The organism is Pedobacter nototheniae (assembly GCF_032678625.1).
Taxonomy (GTDB): domain Bacteria; phylum Bacteroidota; class Bacteroidia; order Sphingobacteriales; family Sphingobacteriaceae; genus Pedobacter; species Pedobacter nototheniae_A.
This window is the reverse complement of sequence record NZ_JAVTSO010000002.1, coordinates 389,532-406,361: the sequence shown is the minus strand read 5'-3', so window position 1 is coordinate 406,361 and position 16,830 is coordinate 389,532. Positions and strand designations below refer to the sequence as shown.

11 protein-coding genes and 1 riboswitch are annotated in these 16,830 nt (G+C 36.6%); of the genes, 8 read left to right on the top strand and 3 right to left on the bottom strand.

Going from position 1 to position 16,830, the window contains the following annotated elements; translation table 11 throughout:
• Positions 1 to 197: 197 nt before the first annotated feature.
• Positions 198 to 1,586, top strand: a complete 1,389-nt coding sequence (locus tag R2Q77_RS07510) for an arginine decarboxylase (RefSeq protein WP_316803101.1) — start codon at positions 198 to 200, stop codon at positions 1,584 to 1,586.
• 52 nt (positions 1,587 to 1,638) lie between these two features.
• On the opposite strand, the gene R2Q77_RS07505 is transcribed toward R2Q77_RS07510, so the two are convergent.
• The 3 genes from R2Q77_RS07505 to R2Q77_RS07495 are packed head-to-tail and all read right to left on the bottom strand — an operon-like array spanning position 1,639 to position 7,260.
• Positions 1,639 to 2,628, bottom strand: a complete 990-nt coding sequence (locus R2Q77_RS07505) for a redoxin domain-containing protein (RefSeq protein WP_316803100.1) — start codon at positions 2,626 to 2,628, stop codon at positions 1,639 to 1,641.
• Between the two features lie 11 nt (positions 2,629 to 2,639).
• The gene (locus tag R2Q77_RS07500; protein ID WP_316803099.1) at positions 2,640 to 4,067 is read right to left on the bottom strand and encodes a SusD/RagB family nutrient-binding outer membrane lipoprotein; all 1,428 of its coding nucleotides are present in this window, start codon (positions 4,065 to 4,067) and stop codon (positions 2,640 to 2,642) included.
• A 10-nt stretch (positions 4,068 to 4,077) separates the two neighbouring features.
• On the bottom strand, positions 4,078 to 7,260 hold the full coding sequence (locus R2Q77_RS07495; protein ID WP_316803098.1) for a SusC/RagA family TonB-linked outer membrane protein: 3,183 nt from the start codon (positions 7,258 to 7,260) through the stop codon (positions 4,078 to 4,080).
• 286 nt (positions 7,261 to 7,546) lie between these two features.
• Positions 7,547 to 7,646: riboswitch (SAM riboswitch) on the bottom strand.
• A 218-nt stretch (positions 7,647 to 7,864) separates the two neighbouring features.
• Between R2Q77_RS07495 and R2Q77_RS07490 the strand changes: the two genes are divergently transcribed.
• The 7 genes from R2Q77_RS07490 (at position 7,865) to R2Q77_RS07460 (ending at position 16,822) form a co-directional block, all read left to right on the top strand.
• Positions 7,865 to 8,761 (top strand): DUF72 domain-containing protein, encoded by an 897-nt coding sequence (locus tag R2Q77_RS07490; RefSeq protein WP_316803097.1) that lies wholly within the window; start codon positions 7,865 to 7,867, stop codon positions 8,759 to 8,761.
• Between the two features lie 191 nt (positions 8,762 to 8,952).
• Complete coding sequence (locus R2Q77_RS07485; protein WP_316803096.1) at positions 8,953 to 9,666, top strand: 3'-5' exonuclease; 714 nt, start codon at positions 8,953 to 8,955, stop codon at positions 9,664 to 9,666.
• Positions 9,666 to 11,366, top strand: coding sequence for an ABC transporter ATP-binding protein (locus R2Q77_RS07480; protein ID WP_316803095.1), 1,701 nt, complete (start codon positions 9,666 to 9,668; stop codon positions 11,364 to 11,366). Before R2Q77_RS07485 ends, R2Q77_RS07480 begins: the two co-directional genes overlap by 1 nt.
• 162 nt (positions 11,367 to 11,528) lie before the next feature.
• The gene (gene rnr / locus R2Q77_RS07475) at positions 11,529 to 13,661 is read left to right on the top strand and encodes a ribonuclease R (RefSeq protein ID WP_316803094.1); all 2,133 of its coding nucleotides are present in this window, start codon (positions 11,529 to 11,531) and stop codon (positions 13,659 to 13,661) included.
• A 39-nt stretch (positions 13,662 to 13,700) separates the two neighbouring features.
• Positions 13,701 to 14,825 carry a carboxypeptidase-like regulatory domain-containing protein gene (locus R2Q77_RS07470; protein WP_316803093.1) on the top strand — a complete coding sequence of 375 codons (1,125 nt, stop codon included), beginning with the start codon at positions 13,701 to 13,703 and terminating at the stop codon, positions 14,823 to 14,825.
• A 2-nt stretch (positions 14,826 to 14,827) separates the two neighbouring features.
• Complete coding sequence (locus R2Q77_RS07465) at positions 14,828 to 15,802, top strand: polyprenyl synthetase family protein (RefSeq protein ID WP_316803092.1); 975 nt, start codon at positions 14,828 to 14,830, stop codon at positions 15,800 to 15,802.
• Positions 15,803 to 16,042: 240 nt separating this feature from the next.
• Positions 16,043 to 16,822 carry a hypothetical protein gene (locus tag R2Q77_RS07460; protein ID WP_316803091.1) on the top strand — a complete coding sequence of 260 codons (780 nt, stop codon included), beginning with the start codon at positions 16,043 to 16,045 and terminating at the stop codon, positions 16,820 to 16,822.
• Positions 16,823 to 16,830 lie beyond the last annotated feature (8 nt).

The window sequence follows — 16,830 nt, the reverse complement described above, 5'->3', positions numbered from 1 at the left end:
TTTTAGTGAACTCAAAAAAGCCGAATTAAACCTCTACAGTTAAGTTAAAACCTTATTCCCGGCCTTCAATTTTGCAAAAACAATTCGCATATAAACTTTGTAGTTACTCCAAGCGTTTCTCTACGGTAAAAATATTTTCAATAACGTTTAATTCTCGATTTAAAATTACATTTTTGCAAAAATTATTCAGACCATAAATGCAGAGTTACTCAGAATTTCTCGATCTAAGTGTTGGCTTTCCTCAGGAAGGCTTTGACGTTATAGATGATGAATTATATTTTCAGGATTTAAACCTGATGGAAATGATTGAAACTTACGGTACTCCCCTACGTTTCACCTATTTACCCTTGGTTAGTAAAAAAATACAACAGGCTAAAATCCTTTTCCAAACTGCTATTTTAAAGAACAATTACCGTGGCGATTATAAATATTGTTACTGTACAAAAAGTTCGCACTTTAGGCACATCGTTGAAGAGGCTTTAAAAAATAATATCCACTTAGAAACTTCTTCTGCTTTTGATATGCCAATGGTTGATGCATTGGAGAAAAAAGGGCACTTAACTAAAGATACAACCATTATTTGTAATGGCTTTAAAACCTACCAATACAAGCAATATATTATAGATATGTTGCACGACGGGTATAAAAACATTATTCCCGTACTGGATAATAAAGAAGAATTTAATCTTTATGATGATGAGGTAGAAATGGATACGCCTTGTAATTTGGGTATTCGTATTGCGGCTGAAGAACAACCAGATTCGCAATTTTATACTTCGCGTTTAGGGGTTAGAATGGAAGATGTAATTGATTTTTATAACAATAAAATCGTTACCAACCCTAATTTCAGGGTTAAATTATTACACTTTTTCATCAATTCGGGTATTACCGATTCTCCATATTACTGGAACGAATTGGAGAAATATGTAACCTTATACTGCAAATTCAAAAAAATTAATCCTGATTTGGATACTTTGGATATTGGTGGCGGTATGCCATTTAAGGATTCATTGGTTTTTGATTTCGATTACGAGTACATGGTAAACGAAATTGTAAAAAGGATTAAAGAAATCTGTGCCATTCACGAAGTAATGGAACCAGATATTATTACCGAATTTGGAAAATATACAGTAGCTGAAGCCTCTGGCATTTTATACAAGGTACTGGGCCGTAAACAACAAAACGATCGCGAAAGATGGCTGATGCTGGATGGTTCTTTTATTACCAACCTGCCTGATGTTTGGGCTTTAAACCAAAAATATATTCTTTTACCCGTTAATAACTGGGATGCTGAATATGAGCGTGTAAACTTAGGGGGTATAACCTGCGATGGGCAGGATTACTACAACCAGGAAGCACACATGAATAGTGTGTTTATGCCTAAAACCCGTAAAGTACAGTATTTAGGTTTCTTCCATACTGGCGCTTACCAGGAAGTTTTAAGTGGATATGGTGGCATTCACCATTGTTTATTACCAAGCCCTAAGCATGTTTTAATCCGCAGAAACCGCGATGAGAGTTTTAACTTTGAGGTTTTTGGAGAAGAGCAGAATAGTAAACAGGTATTAAAAATTCTGGGTTACTAAAACCTATTCATAAAAAAACCGGCTTAATTAATTAAGCCGGTTTTTTATGCTTTTACTTCGCGCTGAAAATTTCTTCCAGTTTCTTTTCTAATTCTGCACCATATAAATTTCTGGCAACAATTACCCCATTCGGATCGATAAGTACATTGGCCGGAATGGCTCTAACCCCATATACTTTTGCACCGGCGCTGTTCCAGAACTGAAGATCAGATACTTGTGTCCAATTCAGATGATCGTCTTTTATAGCTTTTAGCCAATTCTCTTTGCTCTTGTCTAATGATACACCAAATACATCAAAACCTTTTGATTTATACTTTTGGAATAGCTTAACCACGTTTGGGTTTTCTGCGCGACAAGGCGGGCACCATGAAGCCCAAAAATCGACTAAAAGGTATTTTCCAAAATGATCGGAAAGTTTAACACTTTTTCCATTGGCATCAGGGAGTTCGAAATCTAATGCGCGATTGCCTGGTTGAACGGATTTTAAAACCGGAATCAAACCTTGCAGCACCTGCACGTAGGGCGTTTTATCCAATGCTCTATCCAGGGCTGCAATATTTTGCTCAATTTCCTGCGGTGTTAAGCGGTAAGACCATTCACGATATAAAACATAAGCAGAAACTATAGATGAAGGATTTTCTTTGATAAAATCAATTATCTTAACGTCTTTTGTTTTACGGTATTGATTAAATAAATCCTGTCCGGCAGAGCCTGAAACTACACTACTCCTATAGTATTTTGCTGAATCGAGGTTAACCGTTGTAGCCTTATTATCTAAGAAAACATATAAAGGACTTTTGTCTTTACTAAAAGTTAAACCATATAATTCGGGTAATTCTACTCCTGTATTAAAGCTAAACTTGCCATTAATAATTTGAGAAGAATCGATAGTGGTAAACATTTTATTGCTGAATTTCTGCAAATAAACTTTACCGGTTTCGGCATGCGCAACTGTACCCTGCAGGTTTAGTTTGGTTTGAGCCGAAACGCTGCCAAGGCCTCCAAGACCTATAGCAGCAATTAATTTTAGTGATAATTTCATATTTTATTATTTTAATTTACGTCAAACCATAGTTTAGTTGTTAAAAGATCGGCTCCTTGTTTTGCAACCGCCTCTGTGTACCTGGCTTTATTTACAGATTGTTCTCCACCAGGATAAATAAAACGGCTTGGAATTTTGCCACCCAATACACCTTCTGCTGCTGGTTGTAATTGTGGGTAATCTAATCTTCGCCATTCAGCGAAAGCCTCTAATCCCTGCCCAAAAAGCGAAATCCATTTTTGCTCGCCTATAGATTTCCGATAATTTGCCGCATTGTACTGTACCGCAGTCTGCGCTAAGTAAGTTTGAATATCAGCAGAAGCAACGCCATAATATTGTAATGATACTGTAATGGCCTGGTTGTATAAATCGGGTGCACTTTCAGTTGTAAAGCCCCTTGCAGCAGCCTCCGCGCGATCAAATAAAGATTCTGAATAGCTTAAAATAATCGCAGGTGCAATGGCTCTGGTAAAAAAATCGCCCGGCTTTGAGGTTAAATCAAAGCCATAGTTACTGGCATTGGTTAAGCCATTTGGAAGCCCAACGTATACCCCTGGTGTTATTGTTGCTGTTTTATTGGCAAATACAGCCAAACGCGGATCGCTTAAGCTTTTTAATTTATCAACCAGGGTTTTTGAAACGCGGTAATCGTCACGCGTTTCGAAAACTTTTGCTATTGGATTTTGGTTCGGAGAATTGATATATGCGAGCTTCGCAGTTTCTGCTTCTGCACTAATTAAACCTGCCGGATTTGCTAATGCTTCTGCAATAACCTGTTTAGCTAATTCCGGTTCGCGATCTGCAATTCGCAGTGCTAAACGAAAACGAAGTGCATTTGCAAATTTTTGCCATTTATTAATACTACCGCTAAAAACAGGATCGCCTCCTATTGGATTTCCTGAAGGATTATAGGTTGTAATTGCTGTTTTTAAATCAGCAATTAAACCAATGTATACACTGCGCTGGTCATCATACTTTGGCGTAATTTTAGAAATATCCAGTGCATCTGTATAAGGAACATTCCCATAGGCATCTGTCAATAATGAAAATACCCAACTGCGCAAGGTTAAAGCAACCGCCGTATAATTAGGGTTATTTTGTTGCTGTCCCTGTTTAACCAGTACATTTAAATCGGCTAAACTTTGGGTATAGAAGTTTTTCCATCCGCTTTCAAAACTTCCGTTTGTAAAAATATACCGGTCGGGATCTGTGTACTGGATTTTAGACCAATGTTGTACAAACAATAAACTGGCATCCATTGTATTTGCTGTGCTGTAATAATTATCGGCAGCACTTTTTATGGCATTGGCTAATAAATAATCTGATGGTGCGGTTTCAGATTCGTTTGGATTTTTATTAGTGTCCTGAAGATCTTTTTTGCAGGCTCCGAAGGTTAAAACGGTTAAGCCCAAGGCAATTATATTGGATTTTCTGATCATGATTATTAAATTAAAAAGTAAGGTTTAAACTAAAGCCATAGCTTCTGGTGGTTGGCAATTGCAGCGACTCCAATCCTTGTGCATTGTCGGTCGCAAAAGCCGTTTCCGGATCGATGTTGGGTACATTTTTATGGATAATCCATAAATTACGGCCAATTAACGTAAACCGGGCTTTTGATAAACCAACTCTTGAAATCCAGTTTTTTGGTAAATTATACCCCAAAGTAACTTCGCGTAAACGGATGGCTGTTGCACTAAATACATGTGCCTCATTTACATTTGCTATGGCTTTATAATATTGTTGTGCAGGTAAAATGGTTGTGTTTTTAGAACCATCGGCGCGTACCCCATCAAAAACAATCCCATCATGGTAAACGGTTTCAGAAGCAGGCGCACCACCATTAGAAGCCAACTGAACAGGTACTTTTGCTTTATCATTGTTAGGATAATAATAGGCCAGCCCGCCGTGTTCCTCATCCCTGCCTGGTAAAGTTTCGGCCAAAACACCTGTTGTAAAACCTGTGGCATGTGTACCCGAATAAATAGAACCTCCAACTTTAGCATCAACTAAAAAACCAAGTGTAAAACCTTTATAACTGAAATCGTTGTTAATACTTCCTATCCATTTTGGCGTATAGGCACCCAATACCCTTTTGGTTGGATCTACCTGTGCATAACCACTTGAATTTACAAGAATATCGCCATTTGCATTACGCAGATAAGCTGTTCCGAATAATGTTCCGTAAGGTTGACCAACAGAAGCTAAAACCTGCACACCGCCCGAACCTAAAATTACATTTTGAAAATTACCTTCAGGATCAAGCTCTACTACCTTGCTTCTGTTTAAAGAATAATTTACGTTTACATCCCACTGCAAACCATCTACTTGTTTAACTGGTGTAAAACCTAATTGAACCTCCAGGCCTTTGTTGTTAATTTTACCTGCATTGATTAATTTTTGGGTAAAACCAGTTCCCGAACTAACATCGGCATTAAAAATCTGGTTAAAACTGTTGGTATTGTAGGCACTAACATCCAAGCGTAATTTACTTTTGAAAAAAGCCAGCTCAAAACCAAGTTCACTGGAATTGGTGTATTCGGGTTTCAAATCAGGATTTAAATACCTGTCTGTTAATGTAAGTAATGGATATTTATCAAAAACAGGGTTAAATGAATAAGTGTTAATTAACTGATAAGGATCGGTGTCTTTACCTACCCTTGACCATCCACCACGAAGTTTAGCAAAAGAAAGTACGTCACTTTTCCAGTTAAAGGCTTCAGTTAAAATAAAACTTCCATTTACCGATGGGTAGAAGTAAGAATTGTTTTGTACAGGTAAGGTAGATGACCAATCGTTTCTGGCCGTTAAGTTTAAGTAAGCATAATCCTTAAAGCCTAACTGGGCAGACGAGAATAAGCTGTATACTTTTAATTTGCTAAAACTATTTGAAGAAATTAAAGGATCTCGCGAATTTTTTAAAGTATAAATTCCGGCAACAGCCAGGTTTTGGGCCATTTGGTTATTTTCTTCATAAAACTTTGTTCTTAAGTTACCCCCTGCCAAAACATCTAAATTAAAATCGGCATTTAAGTGTTTATTAAAGCTCAAAGTAGCTTCGGTATTGTTTTCGTTTACCGTGTAGGCCGTTTCCTGATAAGAACCCAGTGGCACACCATTGGTTCCATAGGCAACCTTTGATTTACGCCTGTCGTTATAATAATCGTTTCCGGTATGGAAATTTGCTTTAAAGGCACTGTTAATCTGGTAAGTTAAACCCACTGTACCAATTAAACGATCGCGGCGTTGCGCAACAGTATTTTCGTAAGCGATAAAATACGGATTACTATAATAACTGTTATTCCAGTTAAATGGTTGCCCATCGGCACCAATGTAGTTTTTAAGTGCGCTTACATCTACCTGGCGGCCAAACCATAAAAACTGTAGCATGGTACTGGTTGGGCGTTTGCCACCTGCACCTGGTAAATTATCAGAAGATGTGCGCACATAATTGGCACTTAAATCTAATTTCAATTTCGGCAATAAATCAAAGCTCGTATTAATGCCTAAACTGTTTTTATCCAGCCCTGAATTTGGAATAACACCTTTTTGAGAACTGTTGTTGTAAGAGAAACGATAGTTATAAGCATCACCTCCACCAGTAAAAGAAACCCCATTATTTAGAGTGTGACCCGTTTCAAAAAAATCCCGAACATTATTTGGATGTGGTACAAAAGGAACAGCCACTCCGTTAGAGTTAAATTGTGGTATTAACCGGCCATCCATTTTTGGTCCCCAACTTTCATCTACACCATCATTTACACCTTTATCTTTACCATTTACATAGCTAAATTCTCCATTAGAACCCTGTCCGAAAACATCCTGATATTCCGGAAGAACCAATAAATCTTCAAATGTGATACTTGAATTAATTGATATACTACTTGCTTTACCCCTTTTACCCGATTTTGTTTTAATGATGATTACTCCATTTGCAGCTCTTGAGCCATAAAGTGCCGCAGCATTAGGCCCTTTTAAAACACTGATCGTTTCAATATCCTCAGTGTTAATATCAGAAATGGCATTTGCAAAATCGCGAGAACCACCTGCCCCTAATTGAGAATTATCAACAGGTACCCCATCAACCACAAATAAAGGCTGGTTATTACCTGAAATAGAAGTTTCGCCGCGGATTACAATACGAGATGACCCCATATTACCCTGGCTATTGGTAATGTTTACACCGGCTACTTTCCCTGCCAGCGCGTTTACCAGGTTACTTTCTTTTGCTTCGGCCAAATCAGAACCCTTAACTTCCTGAATGGCGTAACCTAAAGATTTTTTCTCTTTATTAATGCCTAAGGCTGTTACTACAACTTCCTGAAGGTTGTTTTTTGCCTGTTCTAAAGTAACCTGAATTTTATCGGTTGTGTTAATTTTAAAAGTTTGCGTTTGGTAGCCAATATAACTGATGATTAATACATCACCCGTAGCGGCCTGGATATTAAACTGGCCATTTGTATCACTGATGGCACCTGTGTTTTTTCCTTCAATACGAATACTGACACCAGGTATTGGTAAGCCATCTGCTTTATCTATTATTACGCCTGATAACTTACTTTGCCCCTGCGCATGGAGACTGAGAATTGTAAATAGCCAAAAAAGGCCGGATAGTAAAAGTCTGTTTTTAAACATTTGCTCTTGTGTTAATGATTTTTGAAACAATAGAATCCCCTGCCCGTTAAAAAAACAGGTATTCTTTAAAAAATGGAATGGATAAGAAAACTGTAGGTTAACTACAGCAACAGCACATCAGGAATTGGTGCTGACTAAAGATTTTGTCATTCGAAAATGACTGTGGTTGTACTTGAATACGTAAGGATAAATTCTTCATAAAAAAATAAATAATCAATTAAAATTCTGGCTCAATTGATACTTATGTAAATCAGATCGTCCTTTAAATAATTTGCAAAGCGCAAACTCATTATCTTTCTTCTTTGCAGAAGCAGGATTTAGCACCTACCATTGCTGGGGTTGCTAAGACTTCACAGGGCCTTTCCCTCCGTCTTTCTGGATAAGTATCTAAAGAACTACCAATTTTTGGTTCGGCAAATGTAGATAATATCTACCTTTTTAATAGAATTTATTTTAAAATAAATTAATCCTTACATTTTAGTGATGAATCAAGGCTTTAAATTATACTAAAACATATGTTTATATTTTATCGTTACTAAACAGTTAAATTAGAATAAAGCGTTTTATATTTGAGTCTATTTTTAATACCTTAAAACCAATCCACATGAAATTTGGTCAAGTAGAAGATCCCTCCACCATAGATTTTAAAATTCCGGCCGATGCCCCGGAAACAACATCCATATTAAAAGCAAACCAACCAAAGCAGTCATTTCAGGCTTATGTTGGCTGCGCTAAATGGAATAAAGCTGATTTAAAAGGTTTTTATCCAAAAGGCACGAAAGACGAATTGTCGTACTATTCGACTCAATTTAATTCTATTGAACTAAATGCAACCTTTTATGGAATGCCCTCGAGGGAACAGGTAATAACCTGGAAAGAAAAAACACCTGATGGCTTTAAATTTTTTCCTAAACTGACCAATACCGTCAGCCACTTTAAGAGGTTAATTAACGTTAAAGAACCTGTAGAACAATTTTGTGATGCCGTAAGCAACTTTGAAGACAAATTTGGAATGGCTTTTTTACAGTTACACGATAACTTTAAGCCTAAAGATTTTAGCCGTTTAAAAACGGTGATTGAAGAATTTCCAAAAGTAATTCCTTTAGGCGTTGAAGTAAGAAATGAAGAATGGTTTTCTAACCCCGCGGTTGCCAGCGAGTTTGCCCAGCTATTTCAGGAACATGGCGTTGCAAACATTATTGTTGATACAGCCGGGCGCAGGGATATGATGCACATGCGCTTAACCTCGCCTACTGCATTTATTCGCTTTGTTGGTGCCAATGTAGATGATATTGATAAAAAACGCCTTGACGACTGGATTGAAAGAATTGTAACCTGGAAAAAGGAAGGATTACAGAACCTATACTTTTTTGTGCATCAAAATGTTGAATTGTCTTCCCCTTTATTTTCGGCTTATTTTACGCAAAAACTAAATGATGCCATTGGAACAGATTTAAAAATTCCGGTAATGGCCAATCAAACCCCACCTTCTTTATTTTAAATGTGAAAACCTTGCAGAGATTTAAATCTGCAAGGTTTTATACTTAAACACATAAACTGAATCCCTTAATTCAACTTTGTATAAGAAATCGCCTGAATTTATTTTTCTGCATAAACAAGTTATAAAATATAGTCTATTTACAATATTTTCGAAATGAAAACTGTAAATTGTTAACTGAAAACTATTTATGTATGCTAAAGGCGTTAGATCTCACTCAGGTAATGGTTATCGATATCGAAACCGTTCCACAATCCCCATCGTTTAAAGAATTGCCTCCTCATTTTCAGGATTTGTGGGCGCAAAAAACCCATTTTCAGCGAAAGCCGGAACAAAGTGCTGAAGAGTTTTATGAGCGGGCAGGTATTTTAGCTGAGTTTGGCAAAATTATCTGCATCAGCTTAGGGATTTTCAGCGTGCAGAATAATAAACAGTTCTTACGTATAAAATCCTTTTCGGGCCATAATGAGCTTGAAATTTTAAACCAGTTCTCTGCTTTGCTTGAAAAACAAGTTCCAGCACTCCAACTGTGCGCACACAATGGAAAAGAATTTGATTATCCTTATCTGTGTCGCAGAATGTTGGTAAACGGCGTCGAAATTCCAAAAACATTACAAATTGCAGGAAAAAAACCATGGGAAATAAACCACCTGGATACCATGGAGCTGTGGAAATTTGGAGATCATAAACATTACACCTCATTAAACTTGCTGGCTGCCATTTTTAACATTCCCACACCAAAAGATGATATTGATGGCAACATGGTTAGAACGGTTTATTATGAAGAACAAAATTTAGATCGCATTGTAAACTATTGTCAAAAAGATGTGATTACCACCGCTCAGATTCTATTAAAATTTAAAGGCATGGAAATAATTTCAGCAGAAAACGTTACCATTGTATCCTGATGTTGAATGTAGAGAACTTAAGTATCGATTTCTTTAACCAGGAAGAAAAAACCTGGTTTAAAGCTGTAAAACAGATTAACTTTAATGTAAAAGAAGGAACCGTTTTAGGCATTGTTGGCGAATCTGGCTCCGGTAAATCAGTAACTTCATTCTCTATTATGCGTTTGCACGATGAACGCTCAACCCGTATTACAGGCAACATTAATTTTGAACAAACCAGCTTACTCAGCTTAAGTACGCACGAGATCAGGCAGTACCGTGGAAATCAGATTTCCATGATTTTTCAGGAACCCATGACCTCTTTAAACCCTGTTTTTACTTGCGGTTATCAGGTTGCAGAAGCCATTATATTACATCAGAAAGTAGATAAAGCCGAAGCTAAACGGCAAACCATTGCACTTTTTAATGAGGTGCAGCTACCAAGGCCTGAAAAAATATTCGAAAGTTATCCCCATCAAATTTCGGGAGGGCAAAAACAGCGGGTAATGATTGCAATGGCTTTAAGCTGCAACCCCAAATTACTGATTGCCGATGAACCTACAACAGCCCTTGATGTAACTGTTCAGAAAACCATTCTGCAACTCCTTCTTAAATTAAAAGAAGAGCGTAATATGGCGATGATTTTCATCTCTCACGATTTAGGCGTGGTAAATGAAATTGCCGACGAAGTTGCCGTAATGTATAAAGGAGAAATTGTGGAACAAGGACCTGCGAAATCTATTTTTAACAATCCACAACACCCTTATACCAAAGGTTTGCTCGCCTGCCGCCCATCGCCTGCGTTACAGCTTAAAAAACTTCCGGTAGTTGCCGATTTTTTGACGGGCCAATTAGATGACGCTTCAGCACACCTGCAGGCTTCAAATCAACTCACACAAGATGAAATTAACTTAAGAAGGAATCAGCTTTATGCCGCAAAACCCTTATTAAAAGTAGAAGATTTATGCACCTGGTACCCTTCAAATAGTGGTTTATTCAGTAAAAAAATTGATTACGTTAAAGCTGTAGACCATGTTAGTTTTGAAGTTTTTCCTGGAGAAACATTAGGCTTGGTAGGCGAATCTGGTTGTGGAAAAACCACGCTCGGCCGTACCATTTTGCAATTAATTAAACCAACATCCGGAAAGGTGATTTTTAACGGTCAGGATATTACCGGAATTAATAAAGTCGAGCTGCGAAAACTTAGAAAAGATATACAGATCATTTTTCAGGATCCTTATGCTTCGCTTAATCCAAAATTAAGCGTTGGCCAATCCATTATGGAACCTTTACAGGTACATAAACTTTACAGTAACGATGCCGATAGAAAACAGAAAGTTTTAGCCTTAATGGATAAGGTTGGCCTAAAAGACGAACATTTTAACCGCTATCCGCACGAGTTTAGTGGTGGCCAAAGGCAACGTGTTGTAATTGCCCGTGCTTTAGCGCTCGAACCTAAGTTTATTATCTGTGACGAATCGGTTTCGGCGCTTGATGTTTCCGTTCAGGCACAGGTATTAAACCTAATTAAATCACTTCAAACCGAATTTGGCTTAACTTATATCTTTATTTCACACGATTTAGCTGTAGTAAAACACATTTCAGACCGCATCCTGGTGATGAATAAAGGTAAAATTGAAGAAGAAGGTTTTCCTGAACAAATATTTCACGCTCCAAAAGCAGCCTATACTCAAAAACTTATTGAAGCAATTCCAGGCTAACAAAAAGTAGCCGGCAGTTTAAATATCTTTCCTCTCCCGCCCAATGAAAGAGGTAAAAAATATTTCGCAACAGGTATCAAACATCATCTCTTTTACATATTACAACCCTTTTTATCCTCCTTTTGCATCTTTTCTGTATATTCGGTAAATTCAGTTTAGCGTATGGCAAAGAAAAAATCGGCGAATATAAAATTGGTGCTCAATCAGTTAATTAGTGATGTTTTTGAGAAAAATGGAAATCAATTGCTCAATTACAAACAAGTTTCGGCCAAATTAAACCTTACAGACCAGGAATCGAGAGAAACCATATTAGAAATATTAAAAGAAGGTAAAGGAAACGGTACCTTTTTAGAACCTGAAAAAGGGAAATATAAACTTAAAGAGCTTCAGAATTTTATTGTTGGAAAAGTAGATATGACGGCCGATGGATCGGCTTATATTGTACCCGATGATGAATTTGAAAAAGATGTATTTGTAGCGCCAAGAAAATTAAAAAATGCATTACATGGCGATACCGTTAAAGTATATGTGTTTGCAAAAAAGAATGGCCGTAAAAATGATGGAGAAGTTGTTGAGATCATCAAAAGGGCAAAATCAGACTTTACCGGCGTTATAAAAATTTCAGATCGTTTTGCTTTCGTTATAGCAGATGATAAAAAAATGATGCACGATATTTTTGTTCCGCTTGCAGATATCCTGGGTGCAAGAAACGGGCAGCGTGTTTTGGTTTCTTTAACCGACTGGCCCGAAGGTGCCAAAAATCCAATTGGTGTGGTAAAACACGTTCTTGGAGATCAGGGAGAAAACAATACCGAAATGAACGCCATACTTGCCCAGTATGGTTTCCCGCTTTCTTTTCCCCCAGCGGTAGAAAAAGAGGCGAATGCAATTCCTGAAGAAATTCCGGCAGATGAAATCGCCAATAGAAAAGATTTCAGAAATATTTTAACCTTTACAATTGATCCGGCAGATGCAAAAGATTTTGATGATGCCATTTCCTACCAGAAACTACCAAATGGAAACCATGAAATTGGGGTACACATTGCCGATGTTTCTCATTATGTAATCCAGGGTACAGAATTAGATAAGGAGGCCTATAGCAGGGCAACTTCTGTTTATCTGGTGGATCGGGTGATTCCGATGCTACCAGAACGTTTAAGTAATGGCGTTTGTTCTCTGCGTCCAAATGAAGATAAATTATGCTTTGCAGCCGTTTTTGAATTAGATGATGAAGCAAACATCCAGTCAGAATGGTATGGCAAAACGGTCATTCACTCCGACAGGAGATTTAGTTACGAAGAAGCGCAGGAAGTTATCGAAACTAAAACAGGCGATTATGCCACAGAAATTCAAAAACTAAACGAGCTTGCTTATATTTTACGCGATCGTAAATTTAAAAATGGCGCCATTAGTTTTGAAAGTACTGAAGTTAAGTTTAAACTTGATGAGGCTGGAAAACCAATTGGAGTGTATGTAAAAGAACGTAAAGATGCCCACAAACTGATTGAAGATTATATGCTTTTAGCCAACCGAAAAGTGGCTGAGTTTATTGCAAAAAAAGTAAAAGGTACGGCTAAATTAACCTTTGTGTATCGGGTTCACGATTCTCCAAATATGGAAACCTTAAATACCTTTGCCCAGTTTGCCTCTCGCTTTGGTTATAAAATCAATACAAAATCAGATAAGGAGATAGCAAAGTCTTTAAATCATTTGATGAATGATGTGGAAGGAAAAAAGGAACAAAATATTTTAACTTCATTAGCCATCAGATCAATGGCTAAAGCCATTTATACGACTAAAAAAACCAGTCATTATGGTTTGGCGTTCGATTATTATACACATTTTACTTCTCCAATAAGAAGGTACCCCGATGTAATGGTACATCGTTTATTACAAAACTACCTGCAAAATGGAAAATCTGCAGATGCAGAATTTTATGAAGTGGCCAGCGTACATTCTTCAGCTATGGAAAAAAGGGCAGCTGAAGCAGAAAGAGCATCCATTAAATATAAACAAGCCGAATACCTTGAAAATAACATTGGCACTGAATATAAAGGCATTATTTCTGGTGTTACTGAATGGGGCATGTATGTAGAAATAGAAGAAAACAAATGTGAAGGCATGATTCGTTTACGCGATATTTCGGATGACTTTTATGTACTTGATGAAAAAAACTATTGTATTATCGGACAACGCAAGAAGAAAAAGTATCAGTTGGGCGATGAGGTAATGATTAGGGTTAAAAAAGTAGATTTGTCCAAGCGTCAAATCGATTTCACTTTAATTCCTGACTAAAAGATGGGAAAACGCTCGGTTCTTTATTTTTTAATTTTAATGACCATACCTCTATTAGGCTTAGCTCAGAAAATAAAAGGAAAAATAACAGATGAGGATACCTATTCTGGAGTTGCATACGTCACTGTTCAAACTGATGCAAACCATAAAACCATTACGAATGAAAATGGCGAATTTGAGCTTAAAGTATCGGCTTTGCCATGTGCAATAAACATTTCACATGTAAGCTATCAGCCATTAACGGTTAATATTAACGACGAAAGTTTACTAAACATAAAGCTTAAAGCGGTTACATTAACGTTAAACGATATAGTGGTAGGCAATTATGCTTTATCAATTATGCAAAGTGCTTATAACAGAGTTAAAATAAACTTGGAAGAACCACATTATGCTATGGCTTTTTTAAGGCAAATAGCCTACGAAAATGATAAACCGACTTATTTGAATGAAGTTTATTTCAATGCAGAATGGAAAACCTACGGTTTACTTAAATGGGTACCTACAGAAAGTCGATACTTAAAAGGCGATACCCATATTTCCTATTCTAATCTGAGTTATTCTACACTAATTTTTTCAGGATATTTATCTAATGATCGTTGCATTAAACCACTTTCCCCTAAATTAGATTCGGCCTATTCATTCAAAATAAAAAACACTTACAAACTCGGAAACGAGGAAATTGCAATAATTAGCTGTGCCTTAAAGATAAAAACCAATAGAGTTTATTTTGAAGGCGACTACTATGTTAACACAGAAACATTTGAAATTTTAAAATTAGATGGAGTTTTAAAAAATTTCAATCTAACCTCAAAAGGCTTAATGGGTATTAAACTTAAAAGTGTTAATTTAGTTAGTCAATATAGCACTAATGGTATAGAAAAAACAGTTTTAGATTTCTCTTCATTAATTTTTAAAAGTAAAGTTACAGTACTTGGAATAGGTACAAAAACGACCGAATTATCGAACACCCTTTATATGATCGATTATAATAACATTTACAATAAAGGTTTAAAACAACTTCAGGTTAAAACTGATGATGTTAAAATGACTCAAAGTATGAGTTATAATCCTCAATTTTGGCAGGAAAATCAAACCATAAAACGTACTGCCAAAGAAGAAGAGGCCGTTAAAATTTTAGAACAAGCCCCGCAAGCTAAAAAGTAAAAATGCAGACTACAGAACAATTACAAAATATACTCGATCAAGCAATACAAAACCTTACCTTTCCGGCGCAGCCAAAGCAGCTTTACGAACCAATAAAGTACATCATTAACCTTGGAGGTAAAAGAGTTCGTCCGCTATTGGTTTTAATGGCTACAGAGCTTTTCGGCACTGATGCTAAAGAAGCTATCCATGCAGCTATGGCGATAGAAGTATTCCATAACTTTACATTAGTACATGATGACATTATGGATAATGCGCCATTGCGAAGAGGAAAAGCTACCGTACATGAAAAATGGAGCACCAACACGGCCATTTTAAGTGGAGATGTGATGATGGTTGAAGCCAATAAAAACCTTGCAAAAGTAAATCCTGTATTTTTAAAAGATGTACTTGATACTTTTAATACAACTGCGCAGGGTGTTTGCGAAGGCCAGCAGCTGGATATGGAATTTGAACAAAGGGATGATGTAAGTATCGAAGAATACATTAACATGATCAGGTTAAAAACGGCAGTTCTATTAGGTGGCGCGCTTAAATTGGGTGCTATTATTGGAAAAGCAAGTGAAAAAGATGCCGATTTAATTTATCAGTTTGGAGAAAATATTGGAATTGCTTTTCAGTTACAGGATGATATTTTAGATGTATACGCCGATCCTGATAAATTTGGCAAGCAAGTAGGCGGCGATATTATTGCCAATAAAAAAACCTTCCTTTTGTTAAAAGCTTTTGAGCTGGCTAACGCTGAAAATCTCGATGCTTTAGAAAACTGGACCAGTTATAAAAAGTTTGATGTACGCGAAAAGGTAAATGCAGTAAAACAAGTTTACGATGCACTCAACATCCAAAATATAGCCAAGGCAAGTATGGACGAATACTTAAACAAGGCCCTGGCTTTATTTAAACAAATTGAGGCGAGCGAAGAAGCAAAATTCAATTTGCTTACATTAACAACACAGTTAATGGCAAGAGAATATTAAATCCCAATCCATTATTTTTATCCCGGATTCCTGTAAATCGGGATAAAAATTCTTTTTTAAAGGCTTAAGCAAAGCTTTTGTTAGCCATTGCTTTTGCATTCAATTAACAAAATCACTTCGGAAGATCAATTCCCCGCTCCCATTTTAAGTTAAAACAAATTCGCCTAATTGATTCTGATGATATAGTCGTAAATATTTTTACTATCTTCGAAACAGTAACCAAATTTAACGCTCCCTATCATGACCCGCTTTCGATCAGCGATTTTAGTAATCGCTTTCCTCCAAATTTTATTGGTAAGCTGCAAAAGTACCTCCAGTAAAATGAATTCTTTTGTACTTTCTTATAATGCATCTGCTAAGCCCAACTCTATTGTATACTCTTCAAATGCAGAGGCACTTTACGACAAAAAGATTATCAGAATAAAAATTGTAACCAACTATTCACTTGAGGATGTTAAGGATGGGATTGTAGATAAGTTTCTCCCGACTTTATTTATCCAGCTTTTGGCAGGAGAAGACCTGGCGCAAGAGTTAATTAACGAAGAAGGCGTTAATTTCGAGGTGAGTTTTTTCACCCTCAGGCTTTCAGAATTTTCGAACATTGTTGTTGATAAAAAGAAACTTGCAGAACTTGAAAAAGATGCTAAAGGTAAAATAAATGTAGACGGTTTATTAAATAGTGCAGGTAATACAAGTAATTCAAAAATTAAGAGCATGTTATCTGCGTTGAATCAAAATTTACCAATTAAGGATAAAAACACAGGTTTAACCATTTTAAAAATCGATATTAACGCGGCCAATGAGTTAATCTATAACATCAGTGTCCCTAATATCCTTGCCGATAAAATTAAAGGGAAAGATGCTGCTGAAGTACTAAAAGATGATATTTTAAGAAGCGGGAAAACAAAACAACTTTTAACAGGCGTTAAAGACCTTGGCATCAACACCATAAAATACAAGTATGAAGATGAGAAGGGAAATGCATTAAACGAGGTTGTTTTATCAGAAAGGGATTTTTAATTAGCCAT

Bases quoted from the DNA above. Each gene is read 5' to 3' on its own strand.
- R2Q77_RS07510 (WP_316803101.1), top strand. From the start codon at position 198: ATGCAGAGTTACTCAGAATTTCTCGATCTAAGTGTTGGCTTTCCTCAG.
- R2Q77_RS07505 (WP_316803100.1), bottom strand. From the start codon at position 2,628: ATGAAATTATCACTAAAATTAATTGCTGCTATAGGTCTTGGAGGCCTT.
- R2Q77_RS07500 (WP_316803099.1), bottom strand. From the start codon at position 4,067: ATGATCAGAAAATCCAATATAATTGCCTTGGGCTTAACCGTTTTAACC.
- R2Q77_RS07495 (WP_316803098.1), bottom strand. From the start codon at position 7,260: ATGTTTAAAAACAGACTTTTACTATCCGGCCTTTTTTGGCTATTTACA.
- R2Q77_RS07490 (WP_316803097.1), top strand. From the start codon at position 7,865: ATGAAATTTGGTCAAGTAGAAGATCCCTCCACCATAGATTTTAAAATT.
- R2Q77_RS07485 (WP_316803096.1), top strand. From the start codon at position 8,953: ATGCTAAAGGCGTTAGATCTCACTCAGGTAATGGTTATCGATATCGAA.
- R2Q77_RS07480 (WP_316803095.1), top strand. From the start codon at position 9,666: ATGTTGAATGTAGAGAACTTAAGTATCGATTTCTTTAACCAGGAAGAA.
- rnr (WP_316803094.1), top strand. From the start codon at position 11,529: ATGGCAAAGAAAAAATCGGCGAATATAAAATTGGTGCTCAATCAGTTA.
- R2Q77_RS07470 (WP_316803093.1), top strand. From the start codon at position 13,701: ATGACCATACCTCTATTAGGCTTAGCTCAGAAAATAAAAGGAAAAATA.
- R2Q77_RS07465 (WP_316803092.1), top strand. From the start codon at position 14,828: ATGCAGACTACAGAACAATTACAAAATATACTCGATCAAGCAATACAA.
- R2Q77_RS07460 (WP_316803091.1), top strand. From the start codon at position 16,043: ATGACCCGCTTTCGATCAGCGATTTTAGTAATCGCTTTCCTCCAAATT.